17 protein-coding genes are annotated in these 18421 nt (G+C 70.3%); 11 read left to right on the top strand and 6 right to left on the bottom strand.

Annotated features, from left to right (window positions below):
• Window positions 1–43: 43 nt before the first annotated feature.
• From ACIREE_RS05725 to ACIREE_RS05695, 7 genes are all read left to right on the top strand, one after another.
• Window positions 44–1396, top strand: a complete 1353-nt coding sequence (locus ACIREE_RS05725) for an MFS transporter (RefSeq protein WP_404146706.1) — start codon at window positions 44–46, stop codon at window positions 1394–1396.
• 57 nt (window positions 1397–1453) lie between these two features.
• A complete protein-coding gene (locus tag ACIREE_RS05720; RefSeq protein ID WP_404146702.1) occupies window positions 1454–2380 on the top strand; it encodes a LysR substrate-binding domain-containing protein in 927 nt (308 codons plus the stop codon).
• A 367-nt stretch (window positions 2381–2747) separates the two neighbouring features.
• Window positions 2748–3413 carry a response regulator gene (locus ACIREE_RS05715; protein ID WP_404146699.1) on the top strand — a complete coding sequence of 222 codons (666 nt, stop codon included), beginning with the start codon at window positions 2748–2750 and terminating at the stop codon, window positions 3411–3413.
• Between the two features lie 109 nt (window positions 3414–3522).
• Window positions 3523–3951, top strand: a complete 429-nt coding sequence (gene panD / locus ACIREE_RS05710; protein ID WP_404146697.1) for an aspartate 1-decarboxylase — start codon at window positions 3523–3525, stop codon at window positions 3949–3951.
• Window positions 3952–3967: 16 nt separating this feature from the next.
• Window positions 3968–4327 carry a GNAT family N-acetyltransferase gene (locus ACIREE_RS05705; protein WP_404146694.1) on the top strand — a complete coding sequence of 120 codons (360 nt, stop codon included), beginning with the start codon at window positions 3968–3970 and terminating at the stop codon, window positions 4325–4327.
• 33 nt (window positions 4328–4360) lie between these two features.
• Complete coding sequence (locus ACIREE_RS05700; protein WP_404146691.1) at window positions 4361–5011, top strand: aspartate/glutamate racemase family protein; 651 nt, start codon at window positions 4361–4363, stop codon at window positions 5009–5011.
• Between the two features lie 268 nt (window positions 5012–5279).
• Window positions 5280–5717, top strand: coding sequence for a nitroreductase family deazaflavin-dependent oxidoreductase (locus ACIREE_RS05695; RefSeq protein ID WP_404146688.1), 438 nt, complete (start codon window positions 5280–5282; stop codon window positions 5715–5717).
• Between the two features lie 327 nt (window positions 5718–6044).
• Here the strand turns inward: ACIREE_RS05695 and gndA are convergent, their stop codons facing one another.
• Entirely contained in the window at window positions 6045–7484 is a 1440-nt protein-coding gene (gndA, locus tag ACIREE_RS05690) for an NADP-dependent phosphogluconate dehydrogenase (protein ID WP_404146685.1), read from the bottom strand.
• A 122-nt stretch (window positions 7485–7606) separates the two neighbouring features.
• On the opposite strand from gndA, the gene ACIREE_RS05685 reads away from it, so the two are divergent.
• Entirely contained in the window at window positions 7607–8578 is a 972-nt protein-coding gene (locus ACIREE_RS05685) for an acetylxylan esterase (protein ID WP_404146682.1), read from the top strand.
• Window positions 8579–8694: 116 nt separating this feature from the next.
• Complete coding sequence (locus tag ACIREE_RS05680) at window positions 8695–9939, top strand: transglycosylase family protein (RefSeq protein WP_404146679.1); 1245 nt, start codon at window positions 8695–8697, stop codon at window positions 9937–9939.
• On the opposite strand, the gene ACIREE_RS05675 is transcribed toward ACIREE_RS05680, so the two are convergent.
• Window positions 9929–10912: a DMT family transporter gene (locus tag ACIREE_RS05675; protein WP_404146676.1), complete on the bottom strand. Its 984-nt coding sequence runs from the start codon at window positions 10910–10912 to the stop codon at window positions 9929–9931. The genes ACIREE_RS05680 and ACIREE_RS05675 overlap by 11 nt on opposite strands.
• A gap of 284 nt (window positions 10913–11196) precedes the next feature.
• On the opposite strand from ACIREE_RS05675, the gene glgA reads away from it, so the two are divergent.
• On the top strand, window positions 11197–12354 hold the full coding sequence (gene glgA, locus ACIREE_RS05670) for a glycogen synthase (RefSeq protein ID WP_404146852.1): 1158 nt from the start codon (window positions 11197–11199) through the stop codon (window positions 12352–12354).
• Between the two features lie 26 nt (window positions 12355–12380).
• Window positions 12381–13598: a glucose-1-phosphate adenylyltransferase gene (gene glgC / locus ACIREE_RS05665; RefSeq protein WP_404146673.1), complete on the top strand. Its 1218-nt coding sequence runs from the start codon at window positions 12381–12383 to the stop codon at window positions 13596–13598.
• 51 nt (window positions 13599–13649) lie between these two features.
• On the opposite strand, the gene ACIREE_RS05660 is transcribed toward glgC, so the two are convergent.
• The 4 genes from ACIREE_RS05660 to ACIREE_RS05645 are packed head-to-tail and all read right to left on the bottom strand — an operon-like array spanning window position 13650 to window position 18270.
• Window positions 13650–14672, bottom strand: coding sequence for an ABC transporter permease (locus ACIREE_RS05660; protein WP_404146671.1), 1023 nt, complete (start codon window positions 14670–14672; stop codon window positions 13650–13652).
• Complete coding sequence (locus ACIREE_RS05655) at window positions 14669–15631, bottom strand: ABC transporter permease (RefSeq protein ID WP_404146669.1); 963 nt, start codon at window positions 15629–15631, stop codon at window positions 14669–14671. The genes ACIREE_RS05660 and ACIREE_RS05655 overlap by 4 nt, the downstream gene beginning before the upstream one ends.
• Window positions 15624–17162 (bottom strand): sugar ABC transporter ATP-binding protein, encoded by a 1539-nt coding sequence (locus ACIREE_RS05650; RefSeq protein ID WP_404146666.1) that lies wholly within the window; start codon window positions 17160–17162, stop codon window positions 15624–15626. The genes ACIREE_RS05655 and ACIREE_RS05650 overlap by 8 nt, the downstream gene beginning before the upstream one ends.
• Before the next feature lies 1 nt (window position 17163).
• Window positions 17164–18270: an ABC transporter substrate-binding protein gene (locus ACIREE_RS05645; RefSeq protein ID WP_404146663.1), complete on the bottom strand. Its 1107-nt coding sequence runs from the start codon at window positions 18268–18270 to the stop codon at window positions 17164–17166.
• Between the last annotated feature and the right edge of the window lie 151 nt (window positions 18271–18421).

The raw sequence follows: 18421 nt of genomic DNA, 5'->3' as shown, positions 1-18421 counted from the left end.
CACAGCTCCGGCTTCGGAACCCCTTTCCCCCTAGGAGGCGCGTATGCCCACGCGTGAAAGCAGTGCCACGGCGACCGAGGCCGAGCCGGCCACCGACGTGGTCGCACTGCGCAGGAGCGTTGCCGCGGGAGCCGTCGGCGTGTTCGTGCACTGGTTCGACTGGGCTGCCTACGCCTATCTCGCCGGCACCGTCGCGACCGTGTTCTTCCCCTCCGACGACAAGACGACCGGACTGCTCGCCGTGTTCGGCGTGTTCGCCGTCTCGTTCGGAATCCGGCCCATCGGCGCCCTGGTCTTCGGACCGCTCGGCGACCGGATCGGCCGCAAGCGCACCCTGACACTGGTCATCTTCATGATGTCGGGCGCGACCCTGACCATAGGTCTGCTTCCCGGCTACGACTCGATAGGCATCGCCGCCCCGGTGCTCCTGGTGGTGCTGCGCCTGATCCAGGGCTTTGCCGCGGGCGGCGAGTTCGGCAGCGCGGCCAGCTTCCTCGCCGAGAGCGCGCCACGGCGCCGGCGCGGATTCGGCGTGAGCTGGCTGGAGGTCGGCTCCCTGCTCGGCTTCCTCGCCGGCTCGTTCGTCTTCCTCCTGCTCTCGTCCGCGCTCGACGAGAGCCAGCTCACCGCCTGGGGCTGGCGCGTCCCCTTCCTGATCGCCGCGCCCCTGGGCGTCATCGGGTTCGTCATCCGCAGCAAGATCGAGGACACGCCGGAGTACCGGGCGCTCGAAGCCAATGACACCGTTCCGAACAGCCCCGCCCGGGAACTGCTCCGCTCCCACAAGCGGGAACTGCTCCAGGCGGCGGGCCTGATGGCCGCCATGCACGTCCCCTTCTACGCAGTGCTGACCTACCTCGTCACCTACGAGACCGACCACCTGGGCCACTCGGCCGACAACGCGGCCCTGCTGTCCACCGCCATCTCGCTGATGGGGCTCGCGCTCGTGCCGCTGTTCGGCGCGCTCTCCGACCGGGTGGGACGCAAGCCGGTGTTCATCGGGGCGACGGCGGCCCTGCTCATCCTGTCCACCCCGGCCTTCCTCCTGATGCGGACCGGGCTCGTGGGCACCTGGATCGCCGGCCTGCTGCTCGGCGTGATCCTGGCAGCGATCCTCGGAACCTACGCGGTGTGGTCGGCGGAGATCTTCCCCACCCGCACACGCCAGAGCGGACTGTCCGTCGCCTACAACATCACCGCGGCGCTGTTCGCCGGAACCGTGCCCTCCTTGATGACCGTGCTCATCTCCGCGACGGGCAGCACGCTGGTGCCGGGCCCGTACCTGATGGTGTTCGCGGTGGGCGGCCTGGTCGCCGCCCTGACCCTGAAGGAGACGGCCGGAACCACGCTGCTGCGCCCCGAGGACGTCTCCAGTACGCCCGCAGAGCGGGTGTAGGCGTCGCCGCCGCTTAGGGTCGGTGCCGACACGGTTCACCGGGCGCAAGGGTCTCGCATGACGTCACCTCTGGGGTTCACCCTCGTTCAGCTGCGTTACTTCCTGGTGGCCGCCGAGCGCGGCTCCATGACGGAGGCGTCGGCCGAGCTGCACATCGCCCAGTCGGCCGTGTCCGCCGCCGTCTACAACCTGGAGCAGGACCTGCAGGTCCAGCTCTTCATCCGGCGGCGCGGCCGGGGCCTGACCCTGACCCCCGCAGGGGAGCGGCTCCAACAGCAGGCGCGGGACCTGCTGGCGCGTGCCCGCGAGGTCCAGCGGGAGGCCAGGGGCGACGGAGAGACCCTCTCCGGGCCCGTGACGGTCGGCTGCTTCGTGACCCTGGCCCCGTACTATCTGCCGCCTCTGTTCAGCGAGTTCACCCGGCGCCACCCCGGCATAGAGATCGACGTGGTGGAGGCGGAGACGGATGAGCTCGTCCAGGCCCTGGCAGCGGGCCGCATCGACTTCGCCCTCACCTACGGCCTCGGTCTGTCGTCCGAGCCGGAGCTGTTCAGCGAGACGATCGCCCGTGCTCCGGCCTACGTCATCGTCTCCGCCGACCACCCCCTGGCCGGGCAGGGCAGCGTGGAGCTGGCCGAGTTGTCCGCCGAACCCCTTGTCCTCCTCGACCTCCCGCACAGCCGCGACTACTTCCACGCGCTGGTGGCCGCCACGGGTACCGCGCCCGACGTCCGGTACCGCACCCGCAGCTACGAGACCGTGCGCTCACTGGTGGCGCGCGGACTCGGATACTCCGTGCTCAACCAGCGGCCGGCGACCAGCCAGACCTACGGCGGCGGCGAGGTCGCGGAACTGCGGCTGCGGGACGGCGGCCCTCCACTGGAAGTCAAGATCGTCTCCATGGGCGGCGTGGCACAGAGCGCCCGCGCCCGAGCAGTGATGAACCTCCTGCGGGAGATCGCCGCCCGCCCCACCGAGCTCTGAATCGCCGCCCGGCCCGAGGGAGCAACGGGAGGCGTGACCGTCGCGGCACTCGTCGGCACAGCCGTCGCCGGCGCCGGGACGGGGGAGAGGCGGCGGTGGGAGAGAGAGGGGCCCCACCGCCGCCTCAGGTGACGCCGCTCGCGGCGAGGTCGAGGATGCGTCGCTTGCTATGTCGCTCAGACTCCCCTCATATCGCACCGCGGTACACCCGCCGACCTACTGCAGCCGCCCATCCACTCGGCCGAAATCACACCGGCCGAGTGGATGGGTCGCCGTCGAAGACCGACCGGACGGGAGCCGTCCTTGCTGACGGATGCCTACCGGAGTGCTACGCATCAGGGACGGGCAAGTGACGAGCGGAGCACACGTGATCCGTGTACTGGTGGTAGATGACGAGGCCCTCGTCCGCACGGGCTTCACGCACATTCTCCAAGCCGCCGACGACATCGAGGTCGTGGCGGCAGTCCCTGGTGGCCGGGCTGTCGCGACGGTGCGGGATCTGGAGCCCGATGTCGTGCTCCTCGACATCCGTATGCCCGATGTCGACGGGCTCACGGTGCTGGCCGAACTGCGCGCCGTGCAGAAGCCACCGGTGGTGGCGATGCTCACCACTTTCGATGCCGACGAATACGTGGCGGTCGCCCTGAGATCCGGAGCGGCCGGGTTCCTCCTCAAGGACACGGACCCTGAACAACTCCCCGTACTCGTACGGGCCTTGGCCAGTCAGGGGACCGTTCTGTCCGCCAAGGTGACCCGCAGGGTGGTGGACGGTTTTCTCGACCGGGGTGGGCGGGAATCGTCGGCCGTTCACCTCGTCGGCCGGCTGACGGAGCGCGAGCGTGCGGTCCTGGTCCTGCTGGCCGAGGGCTACGCCAACACCGACATCGGCGAACGGCTGCACGTGAGCATCGGCACCGTCAAAGGCCATGTCAGCGCGGTCCTCGACAAGTTACGGGTCGGCAATCGCGTCCAAGCGGCCCTGATCGCCGAACGCGCGGGACTCCTGGGCCCCACCCGAGACGGAGAAGCGTGATGCGGCTGCGGCGCGGGCCCCCGTCCGCGACCGGGCTGGTTGTAAGCTGGATGACCAGCCCTTGACCTGCAAAAGCGCAGGCAGGGAGCCTAGGACCAGGAGTAGCTCGATGCTGCGCACCATGTTCAAATCCAAGATTCACCGCGCCACCGTCACCCAGGCCGACCTGCACTACGTCGGCTCGGTCACCATCGACGCGGAGCTACTCGACGCCGCCGATCTGCTGCCCGGCGAGCTCGTGCACATCGTCGACATCGACAACGGGGCCCGTCTGGAGACCTATGTCATCGAGGGCGAACGCGGCTCCGGTGTCATCGGGATCAACGGGGCGGCCGCCCATCTCGTGCACCCGGGCGACCTCGTGATCATCATCAGTTACGCTCAGGTCGACGACGCCGAGGCGCGGTCACTGCGGCCCAGGGTCGTACACGTGGACCGGGACAACGCGATCGTGGCGCTCGGCGCGGACCCTGCCGAGCCCGCCCCGGGCAGCGACGCGAAGCGGAGCCCCCAGGCCGTGCCCGCCGTGCCCGCCTGATCACCCGGGAGGCCCCATGAGCGACATCGACATCGATATCTACGACGACCGCGACCGGGGCCTCCTGCAGGCCCGCGCGGGCGGCGCCCACGGTGACATCGTCGGCCGCATCCAGTACTTCGTGCTCGACGAACCGCGGCGCGCCCTCGTGCCGGTGCACACCGTCGTGGAGCCGGCCCATGAGGGCAAGGGCATCGCGGGCTCCCTCGCGCGCGAGCTGTACGCGATGGCCGCCCGCGAGGCGGTCGCCGTCGCGCCCCTGTGCTCGTTCGTCGTCACCTGGGCCGAGCGGCACCCCGGCGAGGCTCCCGCCGCACCCGCCGAGCTGCTCGCCGCCGCAGAGGCCGCCCTGGCCGCCGACCCGGAGAAGTGGTGACCCGCCCGCACCCCGGTCAGTAGGGTGCCGGGCATGATCCTCACGCTCCTGCACACCTCACCCGCGCACGTCCCCGTCTTCGACGCCCTGCGCGACACCGGTCACCCGGAGCTCACGCTGCGCCACATCGTGCGGGAGGACCTGTTGGTGCGGGCCGGCGAGTCGGGCCCGGACTCGGTCGCCGACGACGTGCGGGCGCTCCTGGAGGCGGCGGAGCGGGACGGCGCGGACGCCGTGCTGTGCACCTGCTCCAGCATCGGCGGTGTCGCGGAGGAACTGGCCCCCGCCCTCGGGGTCCCGGTGCTGCGCGTGGACCGGCCGATGGCCGCGCGGGCCGTCGCCGCGGGGCCCCGGATCGCCGTCGTCGCCACGGTGCACAGCACTTTCGCGCCGACCGTCGCCCTCGTCGAGGAGGAGGCCGCGCGGGCCGGGCGGGCCGTGGACGTGCGCACCGTGTTCGTCGACGGGGCCTGGGAGCGGTTCCTCGCCGGTGACCGGGACGGTTACCTCGACCGCGTCGCGGCCGCCGTCGACTCCGTCACCGACGCCGACGCGATCGTCCTCGCGCAGGCCTCCATGACCGACGCCGCCGACCGCACCCGCACCGCGCTCCTGGTGCTGTCCAGCCCGCGCCCCGGGTTCGAAGCCGCGGCCACGGAATGCGCGACTGTCAAAAAGGCTTAGAGCCTGTGTCATATCCCCGGCCGGGCGCGCGCCGCCTGGCACGCACGCTCGCGGCGTTGCCGAAATGCCCGAGTAGCTCCTCCCCCAAGCTCTCGGCTCCGCTCGAGCAGGGGGACCCCCATCCAGGACCTTCCGGCGCCTTGCGTTCGCACGCACCGGACGACGCGCGCTGATCCGGCCCGGGATATGACACAGGCTCTTAGGTTGAGGAGAATTCGCGCACGGGCACAGTGCCCAGCGAGCACAGCACCGAGTGAGAGGAGCCGACATGACCGACAGCGATGTCGCCATCAGCCCCGCCGGATGGGTGGCAAAGCAGGCCCGCACCTACGAAGAGTCCGGCGGCACCAAGGGCACCACCCTGCAAGGCGCTCCGTGCCTGCTGCTCGACTACGAAGGCCGTAAGTCGGGGCAGTGGCGGCGTACCGTCCTGATCTACGGCCGGGACGGTGACGACTACCTGATCGTGGCCTCCTACGGCGGTGCCGACGATCACCCGCTGTGGTATCTGAACCTGCAGGCCAACCCGGACGTACGGCTGCGGGTGAACACCGAGCGGTTCACCGCGCGCGCCGAGACGCTGTCGTCAGAGGACAAGGCACGCGTCTGGGATTCGCTGGTCGAGCTGTTCCCGCCCTACGCGGACTACCAGAAGAAGACCAGCCGGGACATCCCCGTGGTGCGTCTGACCCGTACCGACGGCTGACGGGACGCGACCGGACGCGTGGGTTCGGCGAGCGTGGGCACGCGACACGGGAGACAGTGGACACGACCCCCCTCCGAACCCATGGAGGCAGTGCGATGACCCAGCCTTTCCCCGATCCCGCCCCGCCGAGCCCGACTCCGGTCCCCGGCCCGGGACCCGATGTCCCGGAGCCGGCCCCGGTACCGGCTCCGGACCCGTTCCCGAAGCCAGGACCGGGCCCGGTGCCCCAGCCTCCGCCGTCTCCGGCGCCGCCGGGCCCGCTGCCGGAGCCCGACCCGGGGCCGCCGGAGCCCGAGCCGTCACCCGTGTGAGGCAGTCGGCGAGATCCTAGGCGTCGACCTCGGAGCGGTCACCGCCCCACAGCGTGTGGAACGAGCCCTCCCGGTCGACCCTGCGGTACGTGTGCGCGCCGAAGTAGTCCCGCTGGCCCTGCGTGAGCGCGGCCGGCAGGCGCTCGGCGCGCAGCGCGTCGTAGTACGCCAGCGCGGCGGCGAAGCCCGGCGTGGGCACGCCCTGCGTGGTCGCGGCGACCAGGACGGCACGCCAGTCGTCCTGCGCCGTCGCGATCTCGTCCGCGAAGCTCTTGTCGGACAGGAGCGAGACCAGGCCGGGCTCGGCCTCGTACGCCGCGGTGATCCGGTCCAGGAACGCCGCCCGGATGATGCAGCCGCCGCGCCAGATGCGGGCCACCGCCCCGGAGTCGATGTTCCAGTCGTACTCCTCGCTGCCCGCGGCGATCTCGTGGAAGCCCTGCGTGTACGACACGATCTTCGAGGCGTAGAGGGCCTGCTCGACCTTGTCGGCGAAGGCCGAGGCTTCCGACTCGCTCAGCGGCGTGGCCGTCGGGCCCGCCAACTCCTTCGACGCGGCGCGCAGTTCGGCGTGCCCGGACAGCGAGCGCGCGAACACCGCTTCGGCGATGCCGGACACCGGCACGCCCAGATCGAGCGCGATCTGCACCGTCCAGCGGCCGGTGCCCTTCTGCTCGGCCTGGTCCTCGACGACGTCCACGAACGGCTTACCGGTGGCGGCGTCCACGTGCGAGAGGACCTCCGCCGTGATCTCGATCAGGTACGAGTCGAGGCGCCCCGTGTTCCACGTACGGAAGATGTCCGCGATCTGCGCGGGCGAGTATCCGGCGACCTCGCGCAGCAACTGGTAGGCCTCGCCGATGAGTTGCATGTCGGCGTACTCGATGCCGTTGTGCACCATCTTCACGAAGTGGCCCGCGCCGTCCGGCCCGACGTGCGTCACGCACGGGGCGCCGTCCTTCGCCTTCGCGGAGATCTTCTCCAGCATCGGGCCGAGCGACTTGTACGACTCGACGCTGCCGCCGGGCATGATGCTCGGCCCGTGCAGTGCGCCTTCCTCGCCGCCGGAGACACCGGTGCCGACGAAGTGGATGCCCTGCTCGCGCAGCTCCTTCTCGCGGCGGCGGGTGTCGGCGAAGTGCGCGTTGCCACCGTCGACGATCATGTCGCCGGGCTCCAGGAGCGGCGCGAACTCCTTGATCACCGCGTCCGTCGGCTCGCCCGCCTTCACCATGACCACGAGGCGCCGCGGCCGTTCGAGCGCGGCCACGAAGTCCTCGGCTGACTCGGTCGGCACGAAGATGCCCTCTTCGCCGAACTCCTCCACCAGCTGGTGCGTACGGGACGCGGTGCGGTTGTGGAGAGCGACCGTGTATCCGTTCCGTGCGAAGTTGCGGGCGAGGTTGCGCCCCATGACAGCGAGCCCGGTGACACCGATCTGGGCTGTAGTGCTCATGCCTGTCGCTCCTGGATTGGGAAAATGAAAGATCTTGTCCAGTTGTCGTGCGGTGGGGCGTAGCGTGAGGCTCCACCCCCCACCGATCCTCTCGTGAACTCTCTACGATGCTGGAGCCGTGCGTGCCTCATTTCGACCTGCCGCTCGACGAACTGCGTGCCTACAAGCCCGCTTTGACGGCCCTCGACGATTTCGACGCCTTCTGGGAGAAGACCCTGGCCGAAGCCAGGGACCACGACCTCGACGCACGTTTCCAGCCGGTCGACACACCGCTCACGGCGGTCGACGTGTTCGACGTTACGTATGCGGGCTTCGGCGGGCATCCCGTGAAGGGCTGGCTGATCCTTCCCGCGGGCACCACGGAGCCGATACCGGCCGTCGTCGAGTACATCGGCTACGGCGGCGGCCGGGGCCTGCCGCACACTCACCTCAGATGGGCCGCCGCCGGATTCGCGCACTTCGTGATGGACACCCGGGGCCAGGGCAGCGGCGGCAGCGTCGGGGAGACCCCGGACCCCGTCGGCAGTGGGCCGGCGGTCCCCGGATTCATGACGCGGGGTATCCAGGACCCGCACGACTACTACTACCGCCGCGTCTACACGGACGCCGTGCGCGCCGTCGACGCGGCCCGCTCGCACCCGCTGATCGACGCCTCGCGCGTCGCCGTGGCCGGCGGCAGCCAGGGCGGCGGCATCACGATCGCCGTGGCCGGCCTCGTACCCGACCTCAAGGCGGCCGCGTCCGACGTGCCGTTCCTGTGTCACTTCGGCCGCGCGGCCACGCTCACGGAGCGTCACCCCTATCGGGAGATCGCTCTTTACCTCAAGGCGCACATCGGCGAGGACGAGCGCGTCTTCCGGACGCTCTCGTACTTCGACGGCATGAATTTCGCGGCCCGCGCGACCGCGCCCGGTCTGTTCTCCGCGGCGCTGGAGGATCTGACCTGCCCGCCGTCCACGGTGTTCGCGGCGCACAACCACTGGGCAGGCACGGAGCGTTCCATGGAGGTGTACGCCTTCAATGACCACGAGGGCGGCGGCCCCTTCCAGCAAGCGGTCCAACTGCGGTGGATTCCCGGCCACTTGAGGGGCTGAAAGCAGCCAGGGTGGCTCCCGGAGCCCTTGTCACGACTGGGGAGGAGCGGCTAATTTGCGGCTCCTACGTATGCCTGTACAGGTTTTCGGTTCTCAGGTTTCGAGAGGGAGCTCCCATGGCGTTACGCGGCCGGCACCGCCGGTACCAGCCGAGCCGGGTCAACCGGGCATCGCTTACCGTGACCGTCGGCGGCGCCGGCATGGCGATCCCGCTGATCGGCGCGGGCACCGCGCAGGCCGCGGACGTGCACACGTGGAACAAGGTCGCCGCGTGCGAGTCCAGCAGCAACTGGAGCGTCAACACGGGCAATGGCTTCTACGGAGGCCTGCAGTTCACCCGCTCCACCTGGGCCGCGTACGGCGGCACGGCGTACGCCTCGCGCGCCGACCTGGCCACCAAGGATCAGCAGATCGCGGTCGCCGAGAAGGTCCTGAAGGGGCAGGGCCCCGGCGCCTGGCCGGTGTGTTCGCAGCGCGCGAGCCTGTCCCGTACGTCGGAGCAGGCGCCCCGGAGCACGCCCGAGCGCACCAGCGAGCGAACCGCTGTCCGCACGGTCAAGGACGTGAAGCCCGAGGTGACCCCGCAGTCGACCGCGGGCCGCGCCGAGATGTACACCGTGGTCGGCGGCGACACGCTCTCCGGCATCGCGGAGACCCGCAAGGTGCCCGGCGGCTGGGAGCGGCTGTACTCGGCCAACCGCAAGGCCATCGGCACCGACCCGGACCTGATCATTCCGGGCCAGCGGCTCTCGATGCCCGGCGCGTCCACCAAGACGGCCGAACCCAAGAAGCCCCAGAAGCCTCAGAAGACCCAGCAGTCTCAGAAGGCTCAGCCCAGGAAGGCCGAGCCCAAGAAGACGCACCCGCAGCAGGCCCAGCCGAAAACGGCCCAGTCCAAGAAGGTCGAGACCAAGAAGGTCGAGACCAAGAAGGCCACGGCCACCCAGACCGCCTCGCACCACTTCGTGGCCCCCGTGCACGCCGGTCTCGGCACGCCGTACCACGCCGCCGGTTCCTCCTGGTCGAAGGGCTACCACACCGGGGTGGACTTCGCCGTGCCCACCGGCACCACCGTCAAGGCCGTCGCCGCGGGGAAGATCGTCTCGGCGGGCTGGGGAGGCTCGTACGGCTACGAAGTGGTGATCCGCCACGCTGACGGCCACTACAGCCAGTACGGGCACCTGTCGGCACTGTCCGTGAAGAGCGGGCAGCGTGTGGTGGAGGGCCAGCGCATCGCCCGCTCGGGGTCCACCGGCAACAGCACGGGCCCGCATCTGCACTTCGAGGTGCGGACGGGGCCCGGCTTCGGCAGCGACATCGACCCGCTCGCGTATCTGCGGGCCCACGGCGTCAGGATCTGACGTTCCCTACCGCGGAGTCGTCGGAGGGCGGCTTCTGCTGGTTCGGCATGGTCCGGTTCGGTGCGGTCCGGCTCGGCATGGTGTCGAGCCCGGCCGGGCTGTCCGGCACGGGGGGTGAGTGCTGGGCGATCACCTGCGCGTCGCGGTCCCGGCCGATGCGCTCGGTCGTCAGCAGTATCAGGCCGCCCGCGGCCACCACGCCGCAGCCGAGCGCCAGGACCGTGCCGATCGTGCCGTGCCGGAAACTCTCGCCGAACAGGGTGAGGCCGACCGCCGCGGCCACCACCGGGTTCACCACGGTCGCGGTGGCCAGCGGGGCCGCCAGGCCCGCGCCCCGGTAGGAGGCCTGCGACAGGAGCATGCCCGTCGTCGCCAGGGCCGCGATCGCCAGCAGAGTGCTGAGCTGCTCGAGCGGCTCGCCCGACCAGTCGACGGCCACCGACTTCGTGAACACCGAGGCCATGCCGAACGCGCTGCCCGCCGCTATCGCGAGCAGCACCGCGCGCACCACGGGATGCCGGTGAGCGGCGCGGGCCGACATCATGAGCACCAGCACGCCGCCGGCCGTGATCACCCCGACCAGCAGGCGCTCGGTCCCGTCCAGGGAGTCCTCGGAGGCCGAGCCGGTCAGCGCCAGCAGACCCGCGAGCCCGACCGTCGCCATGATCGCCCCGCGCCAGGCGGCGGCCCCGGCCCGGCGCCGCACCAGCAGCGCCGCCATCGGCAGCGCCAGCACGATCGTCAGGGCGCCCAGCGGCTGGACCAGGCTCAGCGGACCGTACGCCAGAGCGATGACATGCAGCAGCGCGCCCAGACCGTTCAGACACCCGGCACCCCACCAGGCAGGCCTGCGCAACGGCGCGTACGCCGACTCCGGCGACGTCTGTGCCACCCGCTCCTGCACGATCGCCCCGCCTGCGTAGGCGACCGCAGAGACCAGGGAGAGCAGCACGGCCAGCGCGAGGGCACTCATCTGGCGCCCCCTGCGGTGCGGTGCGGCGCACGGTCGGTTTTCATACTCTCTACGATCTCTCGCGCACGCGCTCCTGTCGTCCGACCTGAGCAGGCATTGGGTCCTACTACCGATGGAGTACGCCGCATCGTGAGTCATCCCCTGGACGGGTGGTAGCGGGCCGGATAGGGGCACTTACGGTACGCACTCTTCCGCGAGGGGCGTCGATGGGTAAGCATGAGGTGCGGTGCGAGCACGACCGACCTGGGCAAGTGGGGACGAGCGAACGGGGGCCGCGCGTGCGTGTGGGACTGCTCAGCAGGGAGTACCCGCCGGACGTCTACGGCGGTGCCGGAGTGCATGTCGAGTTCCTGGCAAGGGAGTTGCGCCCGCTCGTCGACCTCGACGTCCACACGTGGGGCGAGGGGACGGCCGACGGAGTGCGCCGCCACCGCGCCTGGCCGGCGCTAGACGGGGCGAACGACGCGCTGCGCACCCTCTCCGTGGACCTGTCCATGGCCGCCGCCCTCGACGGCCGCGACCTCGTCCACTCCCACACCTGGTACACCAACCTGGCGGGCCACCTGGCGGCCCTCCAGCTCGGCGTCCCGCACGTGATGACCGCGCACTCCCTGGAGCCGCTGCGCCCCTGGAAGGCCGAGCAGCTGGGTGGCGGTTACGCGCTGTCGTCCTGGGCGGAACGCACGGCGATCGAGGCGGCGCACGGCGTGATCGCGGTGTCGCGAGCGATGCGCGACGACATCCTCGCCTGCTATCCGGCCCTGAACCCCAAGCGCGTCCGCGTCGTGCACAACGGCATCGACGTGGAGCTCTACCGGGCCGACCCCGGCACCGAGGTGCTCACCCGCTTCGGCATCGATCCGCAGCGCCCGTACGTCGTCTTCGTCGGCCGCATCACCCGCCAGAAGGGTGTGCCCCATCTGCTGCGCGCGGCCCGCGAGCTCGCGAAGGACGTGCAGCTGGTGCTCTGCGCCGGGGCGCCGGACACGCCGGAGATCGGCCGTGAATTCCGGGAGCTGGTCACGGAGTTGAAGGAGACCCGCGACGGGGTGTGCTGGATCCCGTCCATGCTGCCGCGCGCCGAGGTCGTCCAACTCCTCACGCACGCCACGGTGTTCGTGTGCCCGTCGGTGTACGAGCCGCTCGGCATCGTCAACCTGGAGGCGATGGCCTGCGGTACCGCGGTCGTCGCGTCCCGGGTCGGCGGCATCCCCGAGGTGGTGACGGACGGCGAGAGCGGGGTACTCGTCCCGTACGCGGAGGCGGACCCGGCGGCGTTCGAGGCGGGCCTCGCGCGCGCCCTGAACGAGGTGGTCGGCGACCCCGGCGCGGCGCGCCGCATGGGGGAGGCCGGACGGGAGCGGGCAGCCGCGGAGTTCGGCTGGGCCGCGGTGGCCCGGCGCACGGTCGACCTGTACGAGGAGATCCTCAACGGCGCCTAGAGCGCGGGGACATGAAGGGGGCGGGCATGCGTGGTGGGCCTTCGGTGCTCGGGATCGTACTGGCGGGAGGAGAGGGGAAGCGGCTGCTGCCGCTGACCGCGGACCGGGCGAAGCCCGCGGTGACGTTCGGCGGCACGTACCGCCTCGTCGACTTCGCCCTGTCGAACCTGGTGAACGGCGACATCCTGCGCATCTGCGTGCTGACGCAGTACAAGTCGCACTCGCTGGACCGGCACGTCACCACGACGTGGCGGATGTCGAGCCTGCTCGGCAACTACGTGACGCCCGTCCCGGCCCAGCAGCGGCTCGGCCCGCGCTGGTACTCGGGCAGCGCCGACGCGATCCTGCAGTCCCTCAACCTCGTCCACGACGAACAGCCCGACTTCATCGCGGTGTTCGGCGCCGACCACGTGTACCGGATGGACCCGCGGCAGATGCTCGCGCAGCACATCGAGTCCGGCGCGGGCGTCACCGTCGCGGGCATCCGGGTGCCGCGCGCGCAGGCACCGTCCTTCGGCGTCATCACGCCGGCCCACGACAGCACCCGCATCGAGGCGTTCCTGGAGAAGCCCTCGGACCCGCCGCCGCTGCCCGGCACGCCGAACCAGGTGTTCGCCTCGATGGGCAACTACCTCTTCACCACCAAGACCCTCGTCGACGCGCTGCTGCAGGACGCGGAGGACGACGACTCGGTGCACGACATGGGCGGTTCGATCCTGCCGATGCTCACCGAGCGCGGTGTCGCCCAGGTCTACGACTTCGACGCGAACCACGTCCCGGGCGAGACCGTCCGGGACCACGGCTACTGGCGCGACGTCGGCACCCTCGACACGTACTACGAGGCCCACATGGATCTCATCTCGGACGAGCCGATGTTCAACCTGGACAACCGGCGCTGGCCCATCTACACGCACTCCGGGCAGCTGCCACCGGCCAAGTTCTGCGCGGCCGGCATCGCGAGCGAGTCGATCGTCAGCCCCGGCTGTGTCATCCGCGGCCAGGTCACCGGTTCCGTCCTCTCCCCGGGCGTGACGATCGAGGACGGGGCGGTCGTCCAGAGCTCGGTCCTGCACGACAACGTGCGGGTCGGCAGGGGAGCGGTGGTGCGCGGCGCCGTCCTCGACAAGAACGTGGAGGTGCCGGCCGGAGCGACGATCGGCGTCAACCCGGTCCGGGACGCGGAGCTCTACACGGTGTCGAAGGGCGGCGTGATAGCCCTCGGCAAGGGCCAAGCGGTGCACTGAGCCACGCGCCCACGGTCGTACGCGCACCGTGGGCGCGGGCCCGCGCCAGGATCACAGCACCCGGCGCCGCCGCCCCAGCCACGTCTGCGCGATCACCACGACGGCCAGGAACGCCCCGCTGACCACCTGCTGATACGCGGAGTCCAGCGAGCCGATCTGGTTGATCACGTTCTGGATCACCTTGAGGAGGAGCACGCCCACCAGCGAACCGCTGATGAACCCGAAACCGCCCGACAGCAGGGTGCCGCCGATGACGACCGCCGAGATCGCCTCCAGCTCCATGCCGGAGCCGAGGATCGTCACGCCCGACACCAGCCAGGCCGCGTTCAGCGCACCGGCCAGGCCCGCGCAGAGACCGGACAACGTGTAGACGCCGATCTTCGTGCGGGCCACCGGCGCGCCCATCAGGGCCGCCGCGTCCTCGTTGCCGCCGACCGCGTACACGTACTGTCCGAACCGGGTGCGGCGCAGCACGAGCGCGCCGAGCACGAACAGCGCCAGCGTGATCCAGACCGGGACACCGATGCCGAACCACTTGTCCTGGCCGAGCGACGCGAAGAAGGTCGACTTGTCGACGAGGTACGTCTTCGAGCCCTCGTCGGTCACCGCGAGGAGGATGCCCCGCGCGCCGAGCATCGCCGCCAGCGTCACGATGAAGGGGGCGAGGCGCGAGCGGGCGATCAGCAGCCCGTTGACAAGGCCGATGAGACCGCACACCGCCAGCGGCAGCAGCAGCGCCACCACCGTCCCGTACTGGGAGCCCCAGGCCGCCAGCACACCGCCGAGCGCGAACAGCGAACCGACCGACAGGTCGATGCCGCCCGTCACGATCACGAACGTCATGCCGAGCGCCACGACCGCGAGGAACGCGGACGACAGCGCCATGTTCTCCAGGTTGTCGCCCGTCAGGAACGTGTCGAAGGAGAGCGAGGCGACGATCACCGCGATCACCAACGTGACCAGCGCGCCGTGCTGTTGGGCCAGTGCGCTCAGCCGCTCCGCGCGCGTCGCGCCGAGCGGTTCCTCCTGGGCGTCCTTGGCCGGCTGTGCCGCTTCGACATCGGTCATCGTCATCGCTTCCCCCGTTCCCTGGCCGCGTAGACGGCGAGGATGATCACCACGGCCTGGGCGATCTGCGTCCACGACGGCGGCAGGTCGTGCTTGATGAGCGTGGCCGTCAGGAGCTGGATGAGGACCGCGCCGGCCACGGTGCCGCCGATCCGCACCCGGCCGCCGGTGAGCGGGGTGCCGCCGACCACGACCGCGGTGATCGCGGAGAGTTCCATCAGATTGCCGAGCGAGGTCGGGTCGCTCGCGGTCAGGCGGGCGGTCGCGAGGACACCGGCCGTCGCGGCCAGCACACCGGACACCACGTAGACGAGGATCAGGACGCGCCGCACGGGCAGCCCCGCGAGCTTCGCCGCCGGGCGGCTGTCGCCGATCGCGAGGAGCTGACGGCCGAACGTGGTGCGCCGCACCACGAACGCCACGAGCAGCGCGAGGGCCGCCGCGATCAGCACCAGATACGGGATGCCCAGGACGTCCCCGGTGCCGAGCGAGCGCAGGCCCGGGTCGCGGACGTCCTTGAGCTGAGGCAGCAGGACGAGTGCGAGACCGCGGCCCGCGACCATCAACGCCAGGGTGGCGACGATGGGCTGGACGCCGATGAACGCGATCAGCGCACCGTTCGCGACGCCGACCAGGGCCCCGCCGACGAGGGCCGCGACCAGCGCGATCCACACCCCGTATCCGAGGTAGAGGGAGATCAGCGACGTGGCGAGCGCCATCACCGAGCCGACCGACAGATCGACGCCCTCGGTGCCGATGGCCAGAGCCATGCCGAGCGCCACGATGAGGACGGGCGCGACCTGCACGGCCTGCGTGCGGAAGTTCTCGGCCGACAGGAAGTGCGGCGTGAAGGCGATGTTCGCCACGAGCAGGACGGCGACGCCGAGATAGACGCCGTACTCCTGCAACAGGCGCAGCAGCCGGTCGCGGTCGACGCCGGCCCTGCCCAGGGAGAGGTCAGTCAACGGACGGCCCTCCAGCGGGTGTTGCGGCGATGGCACGCATCAGTCGGTCCTCCGTGACCGCGTCACCGGTGAGCTCCGCGACCACGGCGCCGTCCTTGAGGACGACGACCCGGTCCGAGCCCTCGATCAGCTCCTCCATGTCCGAGGAGATCAGCAGTACGCCGAGCCCGTCGTCCGCCAACTCGTCGATGAGCTTCTGGACTTCGGCCTTGGCCCCGACGTCGATGCCGCGGGTCGGCTCGTCGAGCAGCAGTACCTTCGGGTTCATCGCGAGCCAGCGCGCGAGCAGCACCTTCTGCTGGTTGCCGCCCGACAGCTCGCCCACCTTCTGGTGCGGTCCCGCGGACTTGATGCGCAGCCGCTTGACGAACGTGTCGACGATCTTGTCGATACGCGCCTCGTCGACCAGACCGAAGCGGGACAGGCCGGGCAGCGCGGCGAGCGCGATGTTCTCGCGCACCGACAGACCCGGCACGATCCCCTCCGCCTTGCGGTCCTCCGGCAGCAGACTGATGCCGGCGCGGATCGCGGCGGGCGTCGAGCCCGTACGCACCGCGGAGCCCGCCACCGTGACCCGGCCGCTGTCCGTGGCCAGCGCGCCCGCGATCGCCTTCGCGGTCTCGCTGCGCCCCGACCCGAGGAGCCCGCCGAGGCCGACGACCTCCCCGGGCCGCACGTCGATCGACACGCCGTGCAACTGGTGGCGGACCGTCAACTCCTGTGCCTGCAAGATCGGTTCGGCCCCCGCGTCGTGCTCGCCGGAGAACTTGGTGAGGCCCTCGTCCTGTACGTCGCCGATGTCGCGGCCCAGCATGAGCGAGACCAGACGCAGCCGGTCCAGGTCGGCCAGTTCGCCGGTGTGCACGACCTTGCCGTCACGCAGCACGGTGACCGCGTCGCAGACCTCGTACAGCTCGTCGAGGCGATGGCTGACGTAGACCACGGCGATGCCGCGCTCGCGCAGCATGCGGATCACTCCGAAGAGCGTCTGCACCTCGCGCGGTTCGAGCGACGACGTCGGCTCGTCCATGATGACGACCTTCGCGTCGACCGAGACCGCGCGGGCCAGCGCCACCATCTGCTGGGCGCCGATGCCGAGTTCGCGCAAGGGGCGCTGCACGTCCACGCGCACGCCCAGCTCGCGCAGGGCCGCGTCCGCCTCCCGGTGCATCCGCCGGAAGTCGATCAGACCGAGGCGGCCCCGCGGCTCGCGGCCCATGAACAGATTGCGGGCCACGCTCATCAGGGGGACGAGGTTGACCTCCTGGTAGATGGTGGAGATACCCGCGTGCTGCGCCTCAAGTGGCGTGGCGAAGCTGACCTGTTGACCGTCGTAGTTGAGCGTGCCGCCTTCGTTCTCGGTGGCGGGGTCGGGCTGGTACACGCCGGTGAGGACCTTGATGAGCGTGGACTTGCCCGCCCCGTTCTCCCCGATGAGCGCGTGCACCTCCCCGGCGCGCGCGGTGAAATCGACACCGTCGAGGGCACGCACGCCGGGGAACGTCTTACTGAGATTCTTTGCCGACAACATGTCAGAAGGCCTTGTTCAGATCCGTCTTGGCGTTGTCCTCGGTGTACGCGCTGTCCTTGATGACGATGTCCTGGCCGACCTTGTCGCCCTTGGTGAAGGAGTCCAGGGTCTGGAAGGCGAGCGGGCCGAAGCGCGGGTTGGACTCGATGACGCCGGAGATCCAGCCGTCGACGATGCCCTGCACCGCGTTGCGGGTGCCGTCGACCGTGACGATCTTGACGGCGCCGGCCTTCTTGCCCGCGCTCTTGAGCGCGTTGACGGCGCCGAGACCCATCTCGTCGTTCTCGGCGTAGATACCGGTGATGTCGGGCTTGGACTGGATGAGCTGCTCGGTGACCTGCTGGCCCTTCTCGCGGGCGAACTCGCCGGTCTGCTTGAAGACGACCTTCAGGCCCGGCGCCTTCTCCTTGAGCCGGTCCTCGAAGCCCTTGGTGCGCTCGGTGGTCACGTTGTTGCCCGCGGCGCCGAGCAGGATGCCGATCGTGCCCTTGCCGCCGGTCGTCTCGATCATCTGGTCCGCGGCGCGCTTGCCCTGCTCGACGAAGTCCGAGCCGATGAACGACACGTAGTCCTTGCAGGCCGTCGCGTTGATCTTGCGGTCGACGGTGACGATCGGGATGTGCTTGGCGCTCGCCGCGCGCAGCACGGGCTCCCAGCCGTCGGAGTTGAGCGGTGCGATGACCAGCAGGTCGGCGCCCTTGGCGATGAGGTCCTGGACGTCGCTGATCTGCTTGGAGAACTGCGACTGGGCGTTGGCGGTGAGCAGCTTGATCCCGCGCTTCTGCGCCTCTGCCTTGAGGGACGCCGTCTCCGCGATACGGAACGGGTTGGCCTCCTTCTCGGACTGCGAGAAGCCGACGGTGGCGCCCTTCAGGTCGAGCTTCTTGCCGCCGTACGCGGAGACGTCACACGTCTTGCCGCTACCGGAGGAGGCCACCTCCTGCCCGGCGTTCGCCTCCTCCGAGCTGGAACTTCCCTTGTCGGAGCCGGAGTTGTCGTCCTCGGACTTGGCGCATCCGGTGGCGAGCGCGAGGCTCGCCACGAGGCCGGCCGCGAGCAGGGCCTTGGAGGAGTAACGGCGGTAACGATGGAGCGCGGTCTGCGTCATGTGGTGCTCCCCAAAACGGCACGGCCCGGCGCGTGAACGCGCTGACGGGGTGGATGTGTTCGACCGGTCGGAACGGCGGTACAGGGGAGGTTTTTACATCGTTGGAAGGACGCTGTAAAGACCTCGTGCAGCGACTCGTGCCGACGCGCCC

Origin of the sequence: Streptomyces sp. NPDC102467 (assembly GCF_044765445.1) — a bacterium.
Lineage (GTDB): Bacteria > Actinomycetota > Actinomycetes > Streptomycetales > Streptomycetaceae > Streptomyces.
This window is presented reverse-complemented; position numbering and strand designations above follow the sequence as displayed.